Source organism: Streptococcus sp. ZY171113 (genome assembly GCF_057748235.1).
In genome coordinates this window covers 1,235,890-1,254,143 of the sequence record NZ_CM173243.1, presented here as the reverse complement: position 1 = coordinate 1,254,143, position 18,254 = coordinate 1,235,890, and the positions used below count along the sequence as shown (strand labels likewise).

Below are 18,254 nucleotides of genomic sequence, written 5' to 3'. Positions count from 1 at the left end.
CGAGCTGTAACCCAGCTCGGTTTGTTAACTTAGAGGGCGTCGATGATTTCCTCGGTGGTTAAAACTTGGTTAGCGATGTAGCCAAAATTGGTCAGGGCGGCATCGTAGGCCTCTTGACCAGGGGCACCGATGGCATCTTTAGCAACAATCACATTGAAGCCCATCTCAATCAGTTCACGCATGTGGGAATCAACACAGAGGTTGGCGTTCATACCGGCCAAGATGATGGTATCAATGCCGTTTTTACGGAGTTGGAGGGCCAGGTCATTGCTTTCAGGGCCAAAAATTTTGTGGGGGCTGACTAAGATGGTGTCTTCGTCCATCAACTCTTTCATCTCTTCGATGATGTCGGCTCCAGAGCCCTCGACAACAGGACTATACTGGCTATCCCGCCAGAACATTTGATTTTCAATCATCATGGTTTCGCCAGCAGCCTTGAATTGCCACTTGCTGTCGTGAGGGTAGAAGTAGTGGGCTGAGATAAAACGTTTGTAGCCCTTGTTTTTGGCCACGGCAAAAAGGTTGATGAGGTTTTCAATGGTATTAACCTTTTCCAGAATGTCTTTGGTAGCTCCGAAGCCCTTACCAGCAGGCTTCAAAAATTCAACCTGAGGGTCTGTGATGACAATGGCAACGTTTTTAGGGTTAAACATAAGTTTTTACCTCTTTCTTTTTTTTTTTGATAATAGGCTCTGAAAAGCACCAAGAGACATGGCTAATAGAGCATGCTGTTTGCCTGACGGTGATTTTTCTTGAGCAAAATTAAGTACCTACCGGTCGGTACAGAATTATCTTACCACCTCAAAACGGGTTTGTAAAGTTTTTTGTTTGAAAACGTGGTATAATTTAGAAAAACAGTTAAGGATATGATGATGACAACAAGAGATTTCATTTTAGAAAAAACAGAAGAATTGATTTACCAACAGGGTTACGTGGCGACCTCTATCAGCGACATTATGCAGGCTAGTGGTGTCGGTAAGGGACAGCTCTATCATTATTTTACGTCCAAGAAGGCTATTGGTTTGGAGGTCATTCAAAAACTCTTGACCAAGTGGCGACAGGAGCTTTTAGGTGAGATTTTGAGTCAAGCTAATCCTGACAAGGCTCTTTTGGATATGGTGGATTGGTTTTATGATTTTCATCGGAATCAAACGGTTTTTCATGGCTGTCCCTTAGGTAATCTGATTGCAGAGCTGGCTAGTCAGGAAGGGGATTTTCAGGTTCTATTAGAAGAGTTTGTCGCTGATTGGGAATTGGCTTTGACTGGTGTTTTACGAGAACGTCAGCCGGAACTGGATATGGCGGCTGCACAAGAGCAGGCTGTGGCAATTATGGCGAGCTTACAGGGAGGGGTGCTCTTGGTTAAGGTTCGTCAGAATTTAGCTAGTTTAGAACTGGTTCGTCATCGCTTGTTGGCAGACTTAGGTCTTCTTTTTATTTAGTTGGCAGGTTTTGATTTTACCTTGTTACAACCTTGTGATTATGGTAAAATGGAAAAACAGTTCATCGCTCTGCCATTTCCCTAAAAAGGGATAAGAGCGTGGAGAAGAAAGAAGGAGGCGGACATGGACCTTTATGTGAAGCGGGTGATTATCCACCAGTTTAGTCCAGACGATACGGAGTTAAACTTGGCTGAGGGGCCGCTGACCTTGACCCCGAGGTTGGACGAGTATTTTCGCAAGAAGTTGGCTCGGGTCTTTTCGGACGAGGCCAAGCGGGGTCAGTTTGGCGAGGACAACCCCTTTTTCAGCCTGATTGGGGACGACCTCTACCAGTCCTCGGTGGCTGTCAGTCAGCTTTGGAAGGAAGAGTTCGTCATCAGCGACAACCAGAAGACCAATGATTTGGTCTTTATCGACTTTGACAAGGAGGGGGTCAAGCATTTTGCCTTTCTGCGGTTAACCTTGCGGGAGAGCCTGGTTCACGCCGGCGGTGACGAGGAGTGCCCCATCCAGCTGACCAGCAACAACCTGCCAAGTGCCAGCCAAACTCCTGATGAGGCCCTGGTCATCAACCTGGCCACCAAGGCCTACTACCTGATTGAAAAGCGGATCAAGCACAATGGGTCTTTTGCCAATTATTTTTCGGAGAATCTCCTGGCGGTTCAGCCCGAGCAGTCGGTGAAAAAGTCCATCAAGCTCATGGAACAGACAGCTCAGAAGATTGCCGATAACTTTAACCGAGATGATTTTGCCTTTCAGGGCAAGATGAAATCTGCCCTCCATAAGAGCCTGGAGGCTGGAGATACCTTGTCACCAGAGCAGTTGGCAGACCAGCTCTTTGATGATAACTTGACGGCTCGACTGACCTTTGTGGATCAACTCAAGGAAGCTATCCCAGAGCCCATCAAGCTAGGGGACATTGACCATTCCCGCCAGCTTAAAAAACTGGAAAACCAGAAACTGTCTCTGTCCAACGGTATCGAGCTTCTGGTGCCCAACCACGTTTACGAAGACGCCGACAGTGTGGAATTTATCCAAAATCATGATGGGACCTACTCCATTCTCATCAAGAACATTCAGGACATCACCAGCAAATAATGAAGCGTTTTTTGCAACTATTACTCTTGCTGGTGCTGGTTTTGGCGGGTCTATGGAGTGTCCGCACCTACCAGCAAATCCAGCATGTCCTGACCTACCGGCCCTTGGTCAAGGAGGTTCTGGCTGAAACAGGCAGTCCTGCTGGTCAGGATTTGATTTTGGCCATGATTTATACTGAGACCAAGGGCAGGTCCGATGACCTCATTCAGTCCAGCGAGAGCCTGACTGGCCTTCCAGGCGATATTACCGATAATAAGGAGAGCTTGGTGCAGGGCATCACCGTCCTTTCGGAGAATTTTGTGGTGGCTGACGAGGCGGGTGTCGATGTTTGGACGGCTGTTCAGGCCTACAATTTCGGCTTGTCTTACATTGACTACGTCTCTCAACGGGGTGGCGTGACCACGGTTGATTTGGCCAAGACCTATTCCCGAGAGGTGGTGGCACCCAGCCTTGGTAACACTGACGGTCAGACCTACCCTTACTATAACCCTGTCGCCCTTTGGCATGGTGGCACCAGCCTCTACCGCAACGGGGGCAACAGTTACTACGCCAAGCAGGTGGCGGTCAACCTCCGCTTGGTCAAACTGGTGGCCCTCTTTTCCGATTAGTTTTGAGAAAAATAGCTGACGCTGGCCAGATTTTCTTTGCCAGGAAAGACGAATTGTGCTACAATAAACTATCACCATTGTGAAAGGCAAATCATGGAAAAAAGTTTTATCCATCAGCAGGAAGAAATTTCCTTTGTGAAGAACACCTTCACCCAATATTTGATTGACAAGTTAGACATCGTTGAGGTTCAGGGACCTATTCTTAGCCGCGTTGGCGATGGCATGCAGGACAACCTGTCTGGCATCGAAAATGCCGTTAAGGTTCACGTCAAGCTGATTCCAGATGCTGTTTACGAAGTTGTTCATTCCCTGGCCAAGTGGAAACGTCACACCCTGGCTCGGTTTGGCTTTAACGAAGGCGAGGGACTTTTTGTCCACATGAAGGCCTTGCGACCTGACGAGGATTCTCTGGACCCGACCCACTCGGTTTATGTTGACCAGTGGGACTGGGAAAAGGTCATCCCAGCTGGTCGCCGGAACCTGGCCTACCTCAAAGAAACCGTAGAGCAGATTTACAAGGCCATTCGTTTGACCGAGCTGGCGGTGGAGGCTCGTTACGACATTGAGTCTGTCCTGCCCAAGCAAATTACCTTTGTCCACACCGAAGATTTGGTGGCTCGTTACCCTGACTTGACCTCTAAAGAACGGGAAAATGCCATCGCCAAAGAATACGGCGCCGTCTTCCTTATCGGTATCGGTGGTGAATTGGCTGATGGCCAGCCCCATGACGGGCGGGCCCCAGACTACGACGACTGGACAACCCCGACAGAAGCAGGCTACAAGGGCTTAAACGGTGACATCTTGGTTTGGAATGACCAGCTAGGCACAGCTTTTGAACTGTCTTCGATGGGGATTCGGGTGGACGAGGCGGCTCTTCGCCACCAGTGCCTCCTGACAAACAATATGGAACGCCTCAATTTTGACTGGCACCAGTCCCTTCTGGCAGGCGATTTTCCGCTGTCCATCGGTGGGGGTATCGGTCAGTCTCGTTTGGCCATGTTCCTGCTTCGCAAGCAGCACATCGGCGAAGTTCAATCCAGCGTCTGGCCTGACCAGGTTCGGGTGGATTTTGATAATATTTTGTAAACAAGGTTCTCAGTCTTTGGCTGGGAACTTTTCTTGTCACCAACTTGTAACGGCTTATTCTTGCACTTGTCATGCTTTTGGGGTAAACTGGTAGTATGGACTTAAAGACGAAAATTCAGGAACTGGCAAAAGAGATTGGCATTTCAAAAATCGGCTTTACCACGGCTGATGATTTTTCGTATTTGGAAAAAAGCTTGCGCGCGGCCTACGAGGAAGGGCGGACAACAGGTTTCGAGCATAAGAACATCGACGAACGCTTGGACCCCAAGCTCAGTCTGGCATCGGCCAAAACCATCATTTCCATAGCTGTCGCTTACCCGCATAAGTTGCCGATTGAACCACAGAAAACCAGCTACAAACGGGGCAAAATCACCCCTAACAGCTGGGGTCTGGACTACCACCATGTCCTCAAGGACAAGCTGACCAGACTAGCCAACGGCATTAAGGAACTTTGTCAGGACTACCCGCTGGAACACAAGGCCATGGTGGATACAGGTGCACTGGTGGACACGGCCGTGGCCAGACGGGCCGGTATTGGCTTTATCGGCAAGAACGGCCTGGTCATCTCCAAGGAATACGGCTCCTACATGTATCTGGGGGAATTGATTACCAACCTGGACATCGAGCCAGACAGCCCAGTTGACTACGACTGTGGCGACTGCACCCGCTGCTTGGACGCCTGTCCGACCTCCTGTTTGATTGGGGATGGCAGCATGGATGCCCAGCGGTGTTTATCCTTCCAGACCCAGGACAAGGGCATGATGGCCCTGGAATTTCGTAAGAAAATCAAGACCGTCATCTATGGTTGCGACATCTGCCAGATTTGTTGCCCCTACAACAAGGGGCTTAACAATCCCCTGGCCAGCGAGATTGACCCTGACCTGGCTCATCCTGAGCTGATTCCCTTCTTAGAGTTGACCAACTCGACCTTCAAGGAAAAGTTTGGCATGATTGCAGGGGCCTGGCGGGGGAAAAATATCCTCCAACGCAATGCCATCATCGCCCTGGCCAATGCCCATGACAAGACGGCTGTGGTCAAGCTCTTGGAAATTATCGACAAGAACAATAACCCTATTCACACAGCAACAGCCCTCTGGGCTCTGGGAGAAATTATTAAACAGCCTAGTCAGGATATGTTGGACATGGTTTTGGAGATTCGAACAGACAACGAGGACATCCTGACGGAACGTGAACTCTTGTTGCAACGCTGGCAGGCTGGTTAATGCTGATGAGATGTTTTGGCAAGATTAGCCCACTCCCTGTTTGCCCTGGTTTGGGCCAGTCGGACGGCCAACCGAGATATCTTGACGGCGTGGGAAGTCTTGCTGGATTGCTGGCAAGTTGGCTAAAAATGTGATAGAATAGATAAGTTATGGCAGTTACTTGCCAGACTAAACTGAACTAAAAATAAAGGGGTCTTAGCTCTGCTATTGCCCCAAAAAATAAATGAATGAGGTGTGTATGGATAGAATCGATTGCCGCAACATGCTCCTGGACCTGAGAGAAAAGCTAACCAGCTTTGGGAGGTCTCTTTGACCTGGATGGGTTAGAGGAAGAGATTGCTCTCTTGGAGCACCGCATGACCGAGCCAGACTTTTGGAACGACAACCAGGCAGCCCAGAAGGTGTCTTTGGAGCTCAACGAGCTCAAGCACAAGTACCAGACCTTCCACGACATGTTGGACCTCTGCGATGAGTGCGAGCTCTTGCAGGAGATGTTGGACGAGGACGAGAGCCTGCTGGGTGAGTTGGTGGAGGGCTTGGAGCGTTTGAACCAGCTCATGACCAGCTACGAGATGACCCTGCTCTTGTCGGAGCCTTATGACAGCAACAACGCCATTTTGGAAATCCACCCAGGCTCGGGTGGAACTGAGGCCCAGGACTGGGGTGACTTGCTCCTGCGGATGTATATGCGGTTTGGTAATGCCAAGGGCTTCAAGGTGGAAACCTTGGATTATCAGGCGGGTGATGAGGCGGGCATCAAGTCGGTGACCCTGTCCTTCCAGGGGCCAAATGCTTATGGTCTGCTCAAGTCGGAAATGGGTGTCCACCGTTTGGTGCGGATTTCACCTTTTGACTCGGCCAAGCGTCGCCATACCTCCTTTGCCTCGGTGGAAGTCATGCCAGAACTGGATGATACCATTGAAGTTGATATTCGGGATGACGAGATCAAGATGGACACCTTCCGCTCAGGCGGTGCAGGTGGTCAGAACGTCAACAAGGTCTCAACGGGTGTGCGGTTGACCCATATTCCGACAGGGATTGTGGTGGCCTCTACCGTTGACCGAACCCAGTACGGAAACCGAGACCGAGCCATGAAGATGCTCCAGGCCAAGCTCTACCAGCTGGAAGAGGAGAAGAAGCAAGCAGAAGTCTCAGCCCTCAAGGGTGACAAGAAAGAAATCACCTGGGGTAGCCAGATTCGTTCTTACGTCTTCACCCCCTACACCATGGTCAAGGACCACCGAACTAGCCACGAAGTGGCCCAGGTGGACAAGGTCATGGATGGCGACATCGACGGCTTTATCGACGCCTACCTCAAGTGGAAGATGGGGCTGGATGAGGGATAAGTGATTGTTACTGGTCAAAATGCTAACAACACCTGTCATCTCTACAAACTGAAAAAATGAAAGGAGTGCTTATGGCACTGATTGAATTACGCGATGTGACGAAAAAGTATCATCGTTCAACAACAGCCTTGCGAGACATCAATCTGGACGTCAATCAAGGCGAATTTGTTTACCTGGTTGGCCCGTCTGGATCAGGGAAATCTAGCTTTATCAAGCTAATTTACCATGAGGAGAAGGCTACCAGCGGCAGCATTAAGGTGGGGGAGTTTGATGTGACCAAACTCAAACCCCGCCATTTGCCTTACCTGCGTCGCTCGATTGGGGTGGTTTTCCAGGACTATAAGCTCCTGCCCAAAAAGACTGTTTTTGAAAACGTGGCCTATGCCATGGAGGTTATCGGGGCTAGACGCAGCACCATCAAGAAGCGGGTTCCGGAGGTTCTAGACCTGGTTGGTCTCAAGCACAAGATGCGGTCTTTCCCAGACCAATTGTCTGGTGGTGAGCAACAACGGGTGGCTATTGCACGAGCTATTGTCAACAATCCCAAACTCTTGATTGCGGACGAGCCGACGGGTAACCTGGACCCTGAGACGTCTTGGGATATTATGAACCTTTTGGAGCGTATCAACCTGCAAGGGACAACGGTCTTGATGGCCACCCACAACAGCCAAATCGTTAACACCCTCCGTCACCGTGTGGTGGCCATTGAGCAGGGGAGTGTGGTGAGAGACCAGGAGGAAGGAGACTACGGTTACGATGATGAGACCCTTTAAGCATTTTTGGGAGGCCCTCAAGGGGCTCTTCCGTAACGGCCTGATGAGCTTTATTGCCATATCATCAGTAGGCCTGACCTTGACCCTCTTGGCTTTCTTTTCAGCCATTGTTCTAAATGCTGAGCGATTGACGACAGGGGTTGAGGGAAATATTCAAATCAACACTTTCCTTTTGTTCGAGTCCACTGACAACAGTGAAACGGTTGTCAATGATCGAGGAGAAACCATTCCTAACCCAGATTTTCATAAGGTTTATAATCAGATTATGGGCCTGCCAGAGGTTGAGGGTATTACCTTCTCTAGCAAGGATGAGCAGTTGGCGTCCCTGAAGGAAACCATGGGAGCAGACTGGGAGATTTATGACCAGGATAATCCCCTGTCGGACGTCTATATCGTGTCCACTACCCATGCTGACGCGGTCAAAGATGTGGCTGCTGCCATCGAGAAAATCGGTGGGGTCGAGTCAGTGTCTTACGGAGGTCTCAAGGCTGAGAACCTCTTCAAGGTAGCTGATGCGGTCCGTGTCTGGGGCTTGGTGGTGACGGCGGTTATCCTCTTGATGGCAATCTTCTTCATCTCAAACACCATTCGAATGACCATTATTTCCCGTAGCACGGAGATTCAAATCATGCGTCTGGTGGGGGCCAAGAGTGGTTATATCCGTGGCCCATTCTTCATCGAGGGGGCCTTGGTTGGCTTCCTGGGAGCCATCGGCCCATCCCTCTTGGTTTATCTGGGCTACCATTTTGCCTATGCGGAATGGAACCCTGAGCTGGTCTTGCAGAACCTGTCCCTCTACAAGCCAGAACCCTTCATTTATTACCTGATTGCAGGTGTTTTTGCCATCGGTGTCGTGATTGGCGCGGTTGGTTCTAGCCTGTCCATTCGAAAATATTTGAAATTTTAACCAGAAAATGCTTGCATTTTGTAGAAATGTATGCTAATATCAGTTCAGAATAGCTTTAAATTCGTCCAGAGAGGCGAGCAAGGTAAGAAAATCTGAACAAAAGGGGAAAGTCTCTAGGGCTTTGCCGATTTTTTGCAAAGAAAAAAATCCAGTACCTTGCTTTGGCAGGGTACTTTTTTGTGCCTGCTTGCCTGCTCTGCCATGTTCCAAAAAAAGGAGGACAAGATGACAAGAACCATCGTCGCCCTGGATGTTTCCAGCCGCAAGGAAGCTGATGAGCTTCTGGCCAAGTTTCCGGAGCCCATCTACGTCAAGGTGGGCATGGAGGTCTTTTACGCCCTGGGGGCGGACTTTGTGCGGGATCTCAAGGCGGCGGGCCACCAGGTCTTTCTGGACCTCAAGCTCCACGACATCCCCAACACGGTGGCCCAGGGCTTGACCAACCTGGCCAAGCTGGGGGTGGACATGCTCAACGTTCATGCCACGGGTGGTGTCGCCATGATGCGGGCGGCGGCTGAAGCGGTCAAGACCACCAACCCTGACACCCTCTGCATCGCCGTGACCATCCTGACTTCCCTGGACGACCAGGCGGTGGCTGAGGAGCTGGGCTTTGGTGGGACGGCTCTGGAGGCGACCCTAAGATACGCCCAAAACGCCAAGGCGGCGGGTCTGGACGGGGTGGTTTGCAGCGTCCACGAGGTGGCAGCCATCCACGAGGCCTGTGGTTCGGACTTCATCTGTGTGACCCCGGGGATTTCTTTGGGGAATAGCAGAGCTTTTGACCAGAAGCGGGTAGCAAGCCCAGACCAGGCCAAGGTGGCTGGTTCAGACTACATCGTGGTCGGCCGAGCTATCAGCCAATCCGACACCCCTTACCAAACCTATCAAGCCATCGAGGAGGCCCTAGCATGACAAGCATCGCCCATTCACTCTTAGAGACCAAGGCTGTTTTTCTCTCCCCAGACGAGCTCTTTACTTGGGCCAGCGGTATCAAGTCGCCCATTTATTGCGACAACCGTCGGGTTCTGGCCTTTCCAGAACATCGGACAGCCGTTCGTAACGGTCTGGCTGACATCCTAGCTGGTTTGGACTACGATGCCATCATGGGAACAGCGACAGCTGGTATTCCCATGGCCTCTATCCTGGCGGACTACCTTAACAAGCCCCTGGGTTATGTTCGTGGCAGTCAGAAAAAACATGGCCGCAGCCAACAAATTGAAGGTTACAATGAGCCTGGTAAAAAAGTTGTCCTGATTGAGGACCTGATTTCAACAGGTGGCAGCGTCTTAGAGGCTGTTGGTGTCCTCCGCCAGGCTGGCATTGAAGTTGTGGCTGTTCTGGCCATCTTTACCTACCAGTTGCAAAAAGCAGCGGCAGCCTTTGCTCAAGCAGACCTGCCCCTCTACACCCTGTCTAACCGAGACGAGCTTCTGCAAGTGGCCCAGGAACGGGGGGACCTGAAAGCTGACCAAGTGACCATTGTGACCGACTTTTTTGAGGGCTTGGACAAGGTCTAGCCGACCAGCCCAACTTTACCAGAAAACCAGAGGAGGAGCCATGATTAACCTGCTACGCATGTCAGATTTGACAACTGACCAGATTTACCAGCTGATTGAGCGGGCCTTGGACTTGAAAGCAGGTGCCCAGCCCATCCAGCGGCCTGACCTCTTTGTCAGCAACCTCTTTTTTGAAAATTCGACCCGTACCAAACACAGTTTCGAAGTGGCCGAGCACAAGCTGGGCCTGACCGTCATCAATTTTGATGCCGACACGTCCTCAGTCAACAAGGGCGAGAGCCTTTACGACACCTGCCAGACCATGTCGGCTATCGGTTGCCAGATCTTGGTCATCCGCCACCCCCAAGAGGACTATTACGAGCGGGAATTGGTCGGTCTGACTGCCCCAGTCATTAACGGTGGCGATGGCAGCGGCGAACACCCGAGCCAATGCTTGCTGGACCTCATGACCATCTATGAGCGGTTCGGCCGTCTGGACGGCCTCAAGGTTGCTATTGTCGGTGACATCAAGCATTCCCGAGTAGCCAGAAGCAACTACCACACCCTAACCCGCTTGGGAGCAGACGTGGTCTTTGTGGGACCAGAGGTCTTTGCAGACCCGACCCTGGGTGACATGGTGGACTTTGACCAAGTTATCCAAGATTTAGACGTCTGCATGCTGCTCCGCCTCCAACACGAACGCCATTTTGGCACCAAATTATCTGATGTGACCAGCTACCACCAGGCCTACGGCTTGACCCAGGAGCGTTATGAACGTCTGAAAGACCAGGCCATTGTCATGCACCCAGCACCAGTTAACCGTGGAGCAGAGATTGCAACCGACCTGGTTGAGGCGGGCAAGTCAGTCATCTTTGAGCAGATGACCAACGGCATGTTTATGCGGCAGGCTATACTGGAACACATTATTGCAAGCAACCAACTCTAGTCTCAACGGCCTCAAAATCTGCCTAAGAGACAAGACCATCAGTGGCAGGGCCGCTGACCATTCTGATAAGGAGGACTTATGCTACTTAAACATGCCCAACTGTTTTTGGACGGTGCTTGGGTTGACCGGGACATCTTGATTCGCGACGGTGTCATTGCTGACCTGGCCGAGCAGATTGACCAGGCGGACGGTGAGGTCATTGACCTAGCAGGTCGCAAGGTATCGCCAGGCTTCATCGATGTTCATGTGCATTGGAGGGAACCTGGCTTTAGTTACAAGGAAACCATTGCCCAGGCCAGCCGAGCGGCAGCCAGAGGTGGTTTCACAACGGCCATGCCCATGCCCAACCTCAATCCTGTTCCAGATAGCAAGACCACCTTGCAAGTCCAACTGGATCTGCTCAACACCGACAGCGTCATCCGAGCCCTGCCTTACGGGGCCATTACCAAGGAAGAGCTGGGAGCCGAGCTGGCCGACCTAGAGGACTTGGCTGACCAAGTCTTTGCCTTCAGCGACGATGGTCGTGGGGTTCAGGACGCTAATACCATGTATGAAGCCATGCAATTGGCGGCAAGACTAGGAAAACCGATTGTCGCCCATTGTGAGGACAACTCCCTCATTCGTGGTGGCTGCATGCACGAGGGCAAGAAGAGCCAGGAACTGGGCCTCAAGGGCATTCCCTCGGTCTGCGAGAGTGTCCAGATTGCTCGAGACATCCTGCTGGCTGAAGCCGCGAGCTGCCACTACCACGTTTGCCACGTGTCCACCAAGGAATCGGTTCGCCTGGTGCGTGAAGCCAAGGCAAAGGGCATCAAGGTAACCTGCGAGGTCTGCCCCCACCACCTGGTCAGCGACGAGAACGACATCACCCACGACACGGGATTCTGGAAGATGAACCCGCCCCTGCGGGCTTCTGAGGATCGGGCTGCCCTGATTGAGGGCCTGCTGGACGGCACCATCGACCTGATTGCCACCGACCACGCCCCGCACGCACCAGAGGAGAAGGATTGCTCTATGGCCGTGGCCGCCTTTGGCATCGTGGGCAGCGAAACCGCCCTGCCCCTCCTCTACACCCATTTGGTTAAGCCGGGCATTCTTTCTTTGGAAAAATTGCTGGCGCTGATGACCAGCCGAGTGGCTGACACCTTTGGCCTGCCTTATGGCCGTTTAGAAGTTGGCAGCTCCGCAGATTTGCTGGTTCTGGACTTGGACACCCCCTACCAGATTGACCCAACTGATTTCCTGACCAAGGGCCGCAACACCCCGTACGGAGGTCAGGACGTTTACGGCAAATCCCTCCTAACGGTTTGCCAAGGAAAGATTGTTTACAGAGATGCTGCTTTTTAAGCTGTTGAGCAATCAATAGCCTGCTGACAAAACTGAGACGGTTTGAACCGTTGCTCCATTAGAGAAAGGATAGCTGCTATGACACTTGCGACACGACTCGGAAATTTCTCATTTGACACCTGCCTCATGAACGCCTCTGGGGTGCATTGCTACGACAAGGAGGAGTTGGACGGCCTGCGGGCTTCCAAGGCCAGCACCTTCGTGACCAAATCAGCCACCCTCAACCCGCGTGAGGGCAATCCGACCCCTCGCTACAAGGCTGTTCCCCTGGGCTCTATCAATTCCATGGGCCTGCCAAATTTGGGCATCGATTACTACCTGGACTACCTGAAAGGGGTAGAGGTGGGCGAGAGCTCACCCTTCCTATCGGTGACTGGTTTGTCTCGTGAGGAAACCCATACCCTGCTCAAGAAAATCCAGGACTCTGACTACAATGGTCTCGTGGAGCTCAACCTTTCCTGCCCAAACATCGTTGGCAAGCCCCAGCTCGGCTATGACACCGAAGGTGTACGAGAACTCCTGACGGAAGTTTTCGCCTACTTTGACCAGCCCCTGGGCGTGAAACTGCCGCCCTACTTTGACCTGACCCACTTTGACCAAGTCGCTGAGGTCCTCAACCAGTTCCCGATGACCTTTGTCAATACCATCAACAGCATCGGCAACGGCCTCTACATTGAGGACGAGACGGTGGCCATCAAGCCCAAGAACGGTTTTGGCGGTCTGGGTGGCGCCTACATCAAGCCGACGGCCCTAGCCAATGTCCATGCCTTCTACCAACGCTTGAAGCCGTCCATCGCCATCATCGGCACGGGCGGGGTCAATACAGGTCGGGATGTCTTTGAGCACATCCTCTGTGGGGCCAGCCTGGTTCAGGTGGGCACCGCCCTGCAGGAAGAAGGCCCAGCAATCTTTGAACGCTTGGAGACGGAACTCCTGGCCATCATGGCAGAGAAAGGTTACACCTCTCTGGATGATTTCCGTGGCAAATTGCAGTACTTGTAAGGGAGTGAGACAGAAATCGGTAACCCGAAGGGGGCGATTTTCCCTCACCTCACTAATTTTTAGGGTTCGGGCTGAAATAGTCCACTGGACTATTTCCCTCTCACCCCCGCATAGCTCAAAGAGCCTGGGAATAGGCTCTTTGAGGTCGCAGATTGAGCGAGCAAAGCTCGCTACGTTCGTTAGGGCTGTAAAAGCGGATGAAATCAGCGCCTTAGAGGGTCGAGTTGCAAGGCAACTCAAGATTTCCCACCTTCAAGGCTAATACGCCTTGAAGCACTCAACCACTGCGTCTTGTTGATTTGATTAGAATAACGTTCAAATGGTAGGTATATTATTTGAACTGACTATCGAATGTGAGCAAAAAGAAAGCAAGTAGAGTTTTTCAGGAACCTTAGTAGAGAAACCTTAAAACACTGAAAAAGGAGATAGGCATGAGCAAACGTTACCTGATTTTGGAAGATGGCACGATTTTTGAAGGTCAGGCCTTTGGGGCTGACATGGAAACGGTGGGAGAACTGGTTTTTAGCACGGGCATGACTGGCTACCAGGAATCCATCACCGACCAGTCTTACAATGGTCAAATCTTGACCTTTACCTACCCCATGGTGGGCAATTATGGCATTAACCGTGATGACTATGAGTCTATCACACCGACCTGTAAGGGGGTTGTTGTCTATGAGTGGGCCCGCCGTGGAAGCAACTGGCGGAATCAGATGACCCTGGACGAGTTTCTCAAAACCAAGAATATTCCTGGGATTTCTGGAATCGATACCCGAGCCCTGACACGGCTTATCCGCCAACATGGGACCATGAAAGCTAGGTTTACCGATAGCGAGGCTGATATGGACCAGCAGCTGGCTGACTTGCGAGCAGCTGTCTTGCCGACCGATAACATTGCTCAGGTCTCCACTCAAACCGCCTACCCTGCTCCTGGAACAGGACGGAGTGTGGTTCTGGTGGACTTTGGCCTCAAGCATTCTATCCTGCGGGAATTGGCGGAGCGGAATTGTGATGTGACCGTTGTGCCTTACGACACGACTGCGGAGGCGATTTTGGCTCTGGCACCAGACGGTGTCATGTTGTCCAACGGCCCAGGTGACCCAGATGATGTGCCAGCGGTTTTGGACATGATTCGTGGTGTGCAGGGCAAGATTCCACTCTTTGGAATCTGTATGGGCCACCAGCTCTTTGCCAAGGCCAATGGGGCCCAGACCTACAAGATGGCCTTCGGTCACCGTGGTTTTAACCATGCGGTGCGTGAGCTGGAAACCGGTCGGGTTGACTTTACTAGCCAAAACCACGGCTTTGCCGTGTCCCGTGATCAGCTGCCTGACTGCCTCATCATTACCCATGAAGAAATCAACGATAAGACCGTTGAGGGGGTTAGGCACAGGGATTACCCAGCCTTTTCGGTCCAGTATCACCCAGATGCCGCACCAGGTCCCCATGATGCCAGCTACCTCTTTGACCGCTTCATGGATATGATTGACGGCTTTAAGAAGTAGTGGCTTGCCGTCGTTCCCCTGCTTGAGATAAGGAAGAGAAAGGAGTAGATACAGTGTTGGTTGGGGGAATTTCTCTCAGCTTAAACACGGGCGACAATCGTTGTAAAATGACTAGTCCCTTGTATCATCAATTATGCCAAAACGTACAGATATTAAAAAGATTATGGTTATCGGTTCTGGTCCGATTGTTATCGGCCAGGCTGCAGAATTTGACTACGCCGGCACCCAGGCCTGCTTGGCCCTCAAGGAAGAGGGCTATGAGGTGGTCTTGGTCAACTCCAACCCAGCCACCATCATGACCGACAAGGAAATTGCCGATAAGGTCTATATCGAACCCATTACACTGGAATTTGTCACTCGGATTCTCCGCAAGGAGCGGCCAGACGCCCTCCTGCCAACCCTGGGTGGCCAGACTGGTCTCAACATGGCCATGCTCCTGTCTAAGGAAGGCATCTTGGATGACTTGGGCGTGGAACTTTTGGGCACCAAGCTGTCAGCCATTGACCAGGCGGAAGACCGTGACCTCTTCAAGAAACTCATGGAGGATTTGGGGCAGCCCATTCCTGAATCAACCATTGTGACCACGGTTGAGGAGGCGGTTGCCTTCGCCCAGACCATCGGCTACCCCCTCATTGTCCGTCCAGCCTTTACCCTAGGAGGAACAGGCGGGGGCATGTGTGCCAATGAAGCAGAGCTCCGTGAAATTGCTGAGAATGGCCTCAAATTGTCGCCAGTAACCCAGTGTTTGATTGAACGCTCCATTGCGGGTTACAAGGAAATCGAGTACGAAGTCATGCGGGATTCGGCAGACAACGCCCTGGTGGTCTGTAACATGGAGAACTTTGATCCCGTTGGTATTCACACGGGTGACTCCATCGTCTTTGCCCCAACTCAAACTTTGTCTGATCGTGAGCATCAAATGCTCCGAGATGCTAGTCTCAAGATTATCCGTGCTCTTAAAATTGAAGGTGGCTGTAACGTTCAACTGGCCCTTGACCCCCACAGTTTTAACTATTATGTCATCGAGGTTAACCCTCGGGTGTCTCGCTCATCTGCTCTGGCTTCTAAGGCAACGGGCTATCCCATTGCCAAATTGGCGGCTAAAATCGCTGTTGGCCTGACCCTAGACGAGATGACCAACCCCGTGACAGGCACCACCTATGCCATGTTTGAGCCAGCTCTGGATTATGTGGTGGCCAAGCTCCCTCGTTTCCCCTTTGACAAGTTTGAGTCGGGCGAGCGTCGTCTGGGGACTCAGATGAAGGCGACGGGCGAGGTCATGGCCATTGGCCGCAACATCGAAGAGAGCCTGCTCAAGGCCTGTCGGTCTCTGGAAATTGGTGTTTACCACAATGAAATGCCAGAATTGGCCCAGGTCAGCGATGAAGTCCTCTTTGACAAGATTGCCCTTGCTCAAGACGACCGCCTCTTTTACCTGTCTGAGGCCATTCGCCGAGGCCACAGTCTGGAAAAACTCCATGACCTGACCAAGATTGACCTCTTTTTCTTGGACAAATTGCTGCGCATTACTGAGATTGAGGCAGAGCTCAAGGCTCAACCAGATGACCTTGAAACCCTCAAGCTGGCCAAGCAAAATGGCTTCTCCGACCGCAAGATTGCCGAGCTCTGGCAGACCACACCAGCAGCCATTCGCCAGCTCCGTAAGGATAAGCAGCTGATTCCTGTTTACAAGATGGTGGATACCTGTGCAGCTGAGTTTGAATCCAGCACCCCCTATTTCTACTCCACCTACGCTTGGGAAAATGAATCCATCAGGTCCGACAAGCCATCGGTCTTGGTGCTTGGTTCAGGCCCAATCCGTATCGGTCAAGGGGTCGAGTTTGACTACGCCACCGTTCACTCGGTAAAAGCCATTCAGGCGGCTGGTTATGAAGCCATCATCATGAACTCTAATCCAGAAACGGTGTCCACCGACTTCTCAGTATCTGACAAGCTCTACTTTGAGCCCCTGACCCTAGAAGACGTTCTCAACGTCATTGATCTGGAGCAACCGCTTGGGGTTGTGGTTCAGTTCGGTGGCCAGACTGCCATCAACTTGGCGGAGCCTTTGGCTGAGGCTGGCGTGAAAATCCTCGGCACTCAGGTGGCTGATTTGGACCGGGCTGAAGACCGTGACCTTTTTGAACAAGCCCTGAAAGAATTGGGCATTCCGCAACCGCCAGGTCAAACCGCAATGGATGAAGAAGGAGCAGTCGCAGCTGCCAACCGCATTGGTTACCCTGTTCTGGTTCGCCCTTCTTACGTACTCGGTGGTCGAGCCATGGAAATCGTGGAAACCGAAATCGACCTCCGCTCCTACATGCAGACAGCCGTTAAGGCCAGCCCAGACCACCCTGTTCTGGTTGACTCTTACATTGTCGGTCAAGAATGCGAAGTGGATGCCATTTCGGACGGCCAATCCGTCCTCATTCCTGGCATCATGGAACACATTGAGCGGGCAGGTGTCCACTCGGGTGACTCTATGGCGGTTTACCCACCCCAGACCCTGTCCAAGCAGGTTCAGGACACCATTGTAGACTACACCAAACGCCTGGCTGTCGGTCTCAATTGTATCGGCATGATGAACATCCAGTTTGTCATCAAGGACCAGGAGGTCTTCGTCATCGAGGTCAACCCTCGGGCCAGCCGAACCGTGCCTTTCCTGTCTAAGGTGACGGGTATTCCCATGGCTCAGGTGGCTACCCAGCTGATTTTGGGCAAGACCTTGGACGAACTGGGCTACGCTAACGGCCTCTACCCTGAAAGCCCGCAGGTTCACATCAAGGCCCCAGTCTTCTCCTTCACCAAATTGGCCAAGGTTGATAGTCTCCTGGGACCTGAGATGAAGTCCACTGGCGAGGTCATGGGCTCTGACCAAACCCTGGAAAAAGCCCTCTACAAGGCCTTTGAGGCCAGCTACCTCCACCTGCCGACCTTCGGCAACATCATCTTCACTATTGCCGACGACAGCAAGGCGGAAGCCCTTGACCTGGCCCGTCGCTTTGAGGCCATTGGCTATGGGGTAATGGCTACCGCTGGAACATCCAGCTACCTGAGGGAACAAGGCATTGCAGCCCAGACCGTGACCAAGATTGGCGAGAGCGATGAGGACATCCTCAGCCAGATTCGACAAGGTAAGGTCCAAGCCATCATCAACACCTCAGGCACCGACCGCACAGCCGGTCAAGACGGGGCAAAAATCCGTCAGGCTGCCGTTGAAAATGGCGTTCCCCTCTTCACCGCCCTAGATACCGCCAAGGCCATGCTCCGGGTTCTGGAAAGCAGAAGTTTCACAACAGAAGCCATTTAATCAACAGAAAAACTTGTTAGTCCGCTAGCAGGTTTTTTATCTTAACAGTTGTCAGGTGGTTTTGTGACAGCTCGCTTAGTTCCAGAGTTCCCCCTTGGTCAACAGCTTATTTGAACAAGTAATATCGTTTTATTAATTTTCATCGATTTAGAAAGCCAGTTAAGT

At 51.9% G+C, this 18,254-nt stretch carries 16 protein-coding genes; 15 read left to right on the top strand and 1 reads right to left on the bottom strand.

Annotated elements, in window-relative coordinates; genetic code table 11:
- Positions 1-29 precede the first annotated feature (29 nt).
- Positions 30-653, bottom strand: a complete 624-nt coding sequence (locus tag AC3ARB_RS05885; RefSeq protein ID WP_488319669.1) for a cysteine hydrolase family protein — start codon at positions 651-653, stop codon at positions 30-32.
- Between the two features lie 219 nt (positions 654-872).
- On the opposite strand from AC3ARB_RS05885, the gene AC3ARB_RS05880 reads away from it, so the two are divergent.
- The 15 genes from AC3ARB_RS05880 (at position 873) to carB (ending at position 18,089) form a co-directional block, all read left to right on the top strand.
- On the top strand, positions 873-1,442 hold the full coding sequence (locus tag AC3ARB_RS05880) for a TetR/AcrR family transcriptional regulator (RefSeq protein WP_488319668.1): 570 nt from the start codon (positions 873-875) through the stop codon (positions 1,440-1,442).
- Between the two features lie 123 nt (positions 1,443-1,565).
- Positions 1,566-2,540, top strand: a complete 975-nt coding sequence (locus AC3ARB_RS05875; RefSeq protein ID WP_488319667.1) for a nucleoid-associated protein — start codon at positions 1,566-1,568, stop codon at positions 2,538-2,540.
- Positions 2,537-3,148, top strand: a complete 612-nt coding sequence (locus tag AC3ARB_RS05870) for a lysozyme family protein (protein ID WP_488321538.1) — start codon at positions 2,537-2,539, stop codon at positions 3,146-3,148. The genes AC3ARB_RS05875 and AC3ARB_RS05870 overlap by 4 nt, the downstream gene beginning before the upstream one ends.
- A 93-nt stretch (positions 3,149-3,241) precedes the next feature.
- Positions 3,242-4,234 carry an aspartate--ammonia ligase gene (asnA, locus tag AC3ARB_RS05865; RefSeq protein ID WP_488319666.1) on the top strand — a complete coding sequence of 331 codons (993 nt, stop codon included), beginning with the start codon at positions 3,242-3,244 and terminating at the stop codon, positions 4,232-4,234.
- Positions 4,235-4,329: 95 nt separating this feature from the next.
- The gene (queG, locus tag AC3ARB_RS05860; RefSeq protein ID WP_488319665.1) at positions 4,330-5,457 is read left to right on the top strand and encodes a tRNA epoxyqueuosine(34) reductase QueG; all 1,128 of its coding nucleotides are present in this window, start codon (positions 4,330-4,332) and stop codon (positions 5,455-5,457) included.
- Positions 5,458-5,695: 238 nt separating this feature from the next.
- Positions 5,696-6,803 (top strand): peptide chain release factor 2 gene (prfB, locus tag AC3ARB_RS05855; protein ID WP_488319664.1). Its coding sequence is split into 2 segments (ribosomal slippage): positions 5,696-5,767 and positions 5,769-6,803, totalling 1,107 coding nucleotides; the frame shifts between segments, so codons are not numbered across the junction.
- Positions 6,804-6,874: 71 nt separating this feature from the next.
- The gene (gene ftsE, locus AC3ARB_RS05850; protein ID WP_488319663.1) at positions 6,875-7,576 is read left to right on the top strand and encodes a cell division ATP-binding protein FtsE; all 702 of its coding nucleotides are present in this window, start codon (positions 6,875-6,877) and stop codon (positions 7,574-7,576) included.
- The gene (ftsX, locus tag AC3ARB_RS05845) at positions 7,560-8,483 is read left to right on the top strand and encodes a permease-like cell division protein FtsX (RefSeq protein ID WP_488319662.1); all 924 of its coding nucleotides are present in this window, start codon (positions 7,560-7,562) and stop codon (positions 8,481-8,483) included. The genes ftsE and ftsX overlap by 17 nt, the downstream gene beginning before the upstream one ends.
- 225 nt (positions 8,484-8,708) lie before the next feature.
- A complete protein-coding gene (gene pyrF, locus AC3ARB_RS05840) occupies positions 8,709-9,395 on the top strand; it encodes an orotidine-5'-phosphate decarboxylase (protein ID WP_488319661.1) in 687 nt (228 codons plus the stop codon).
- The gene (gene pyrE / locus AC3ARB_RS05835; RefSeq protein WP_488319660.1) at positions 9,392-10,000 is read left to right on the top strand and encodes an orotate phosphoribosyltransferase; all 609 of its coding nucleotides are present in this window, start codon (positions 9,392-9,394) and stop codon (positions 9,998-10,000) included. The genes pyrF and pyrE overlap by 4 nt, the downstream gene beginning before the upstream one ends.
- A gap of 40 nt (positions 10,001-10,040) precedes the next feature.
- On the top strand, positions 10,041-10,925 hold the full coding sequence (locus AC3ARB_RS05830; protein WP_488319659.1) for an aspartate carbamoyltransferase catalytic subunit: 885 nt from the start codon (positions 10,041-10,043) through the stop codon (positions 10,923-10,925).
- A gap of 78 nt (positions 10,926-11,003) precedes the next feature.
- A complete protein-coding gene (pyrC, locus tag AC3ARB_RS05825; protein WP_488319658.1) occupies positions 11,004-12,272 on the top strand; it encodes a dihydroorotase in 1,269 nt (422 codons plus the stop codon).
- 78 nt (positions 12,273-12,350) lie between these two features.
- Positions 12,351-13,274: a dihydroorotate oxidase gene (locus tag AC3ARB_RS05820; RefSeq protein WP_488319657.1), complete on the top strand. Its 924-nt coding sequence runs from the start codon at positions 12,351-12,353 to the stop codon at positions 13,272-13,274.
- 431 nt (positions 13,275-13,705) lie between these two features.
- Positions 13,706-14,779: a carbamoyl phosphate synthase small subunit gene (locus AC3ARB_RS05815; protein ID WP_488319656.1), complete on the top strand. Its 1,074-nt coding sequence runs from the start codon at positions 13,706-13,708 to the stop codon at positions 14,777-14,779.
- A gap of 133 nt (positions 14,780-14,912) precedes the next feature.
- Entirely contained in the window at positions 14,913-18,089 is a 3,177-nt protein-coding gene (carB, locus tag AC3ARB_RS05810; RefSeq protein ID WP_488319655.1) for a carbamoyl-phosphate synthase large subunit, read from the top strand.
- Positions 18,090-18,254: the final 165 nt, after the last annotated feature.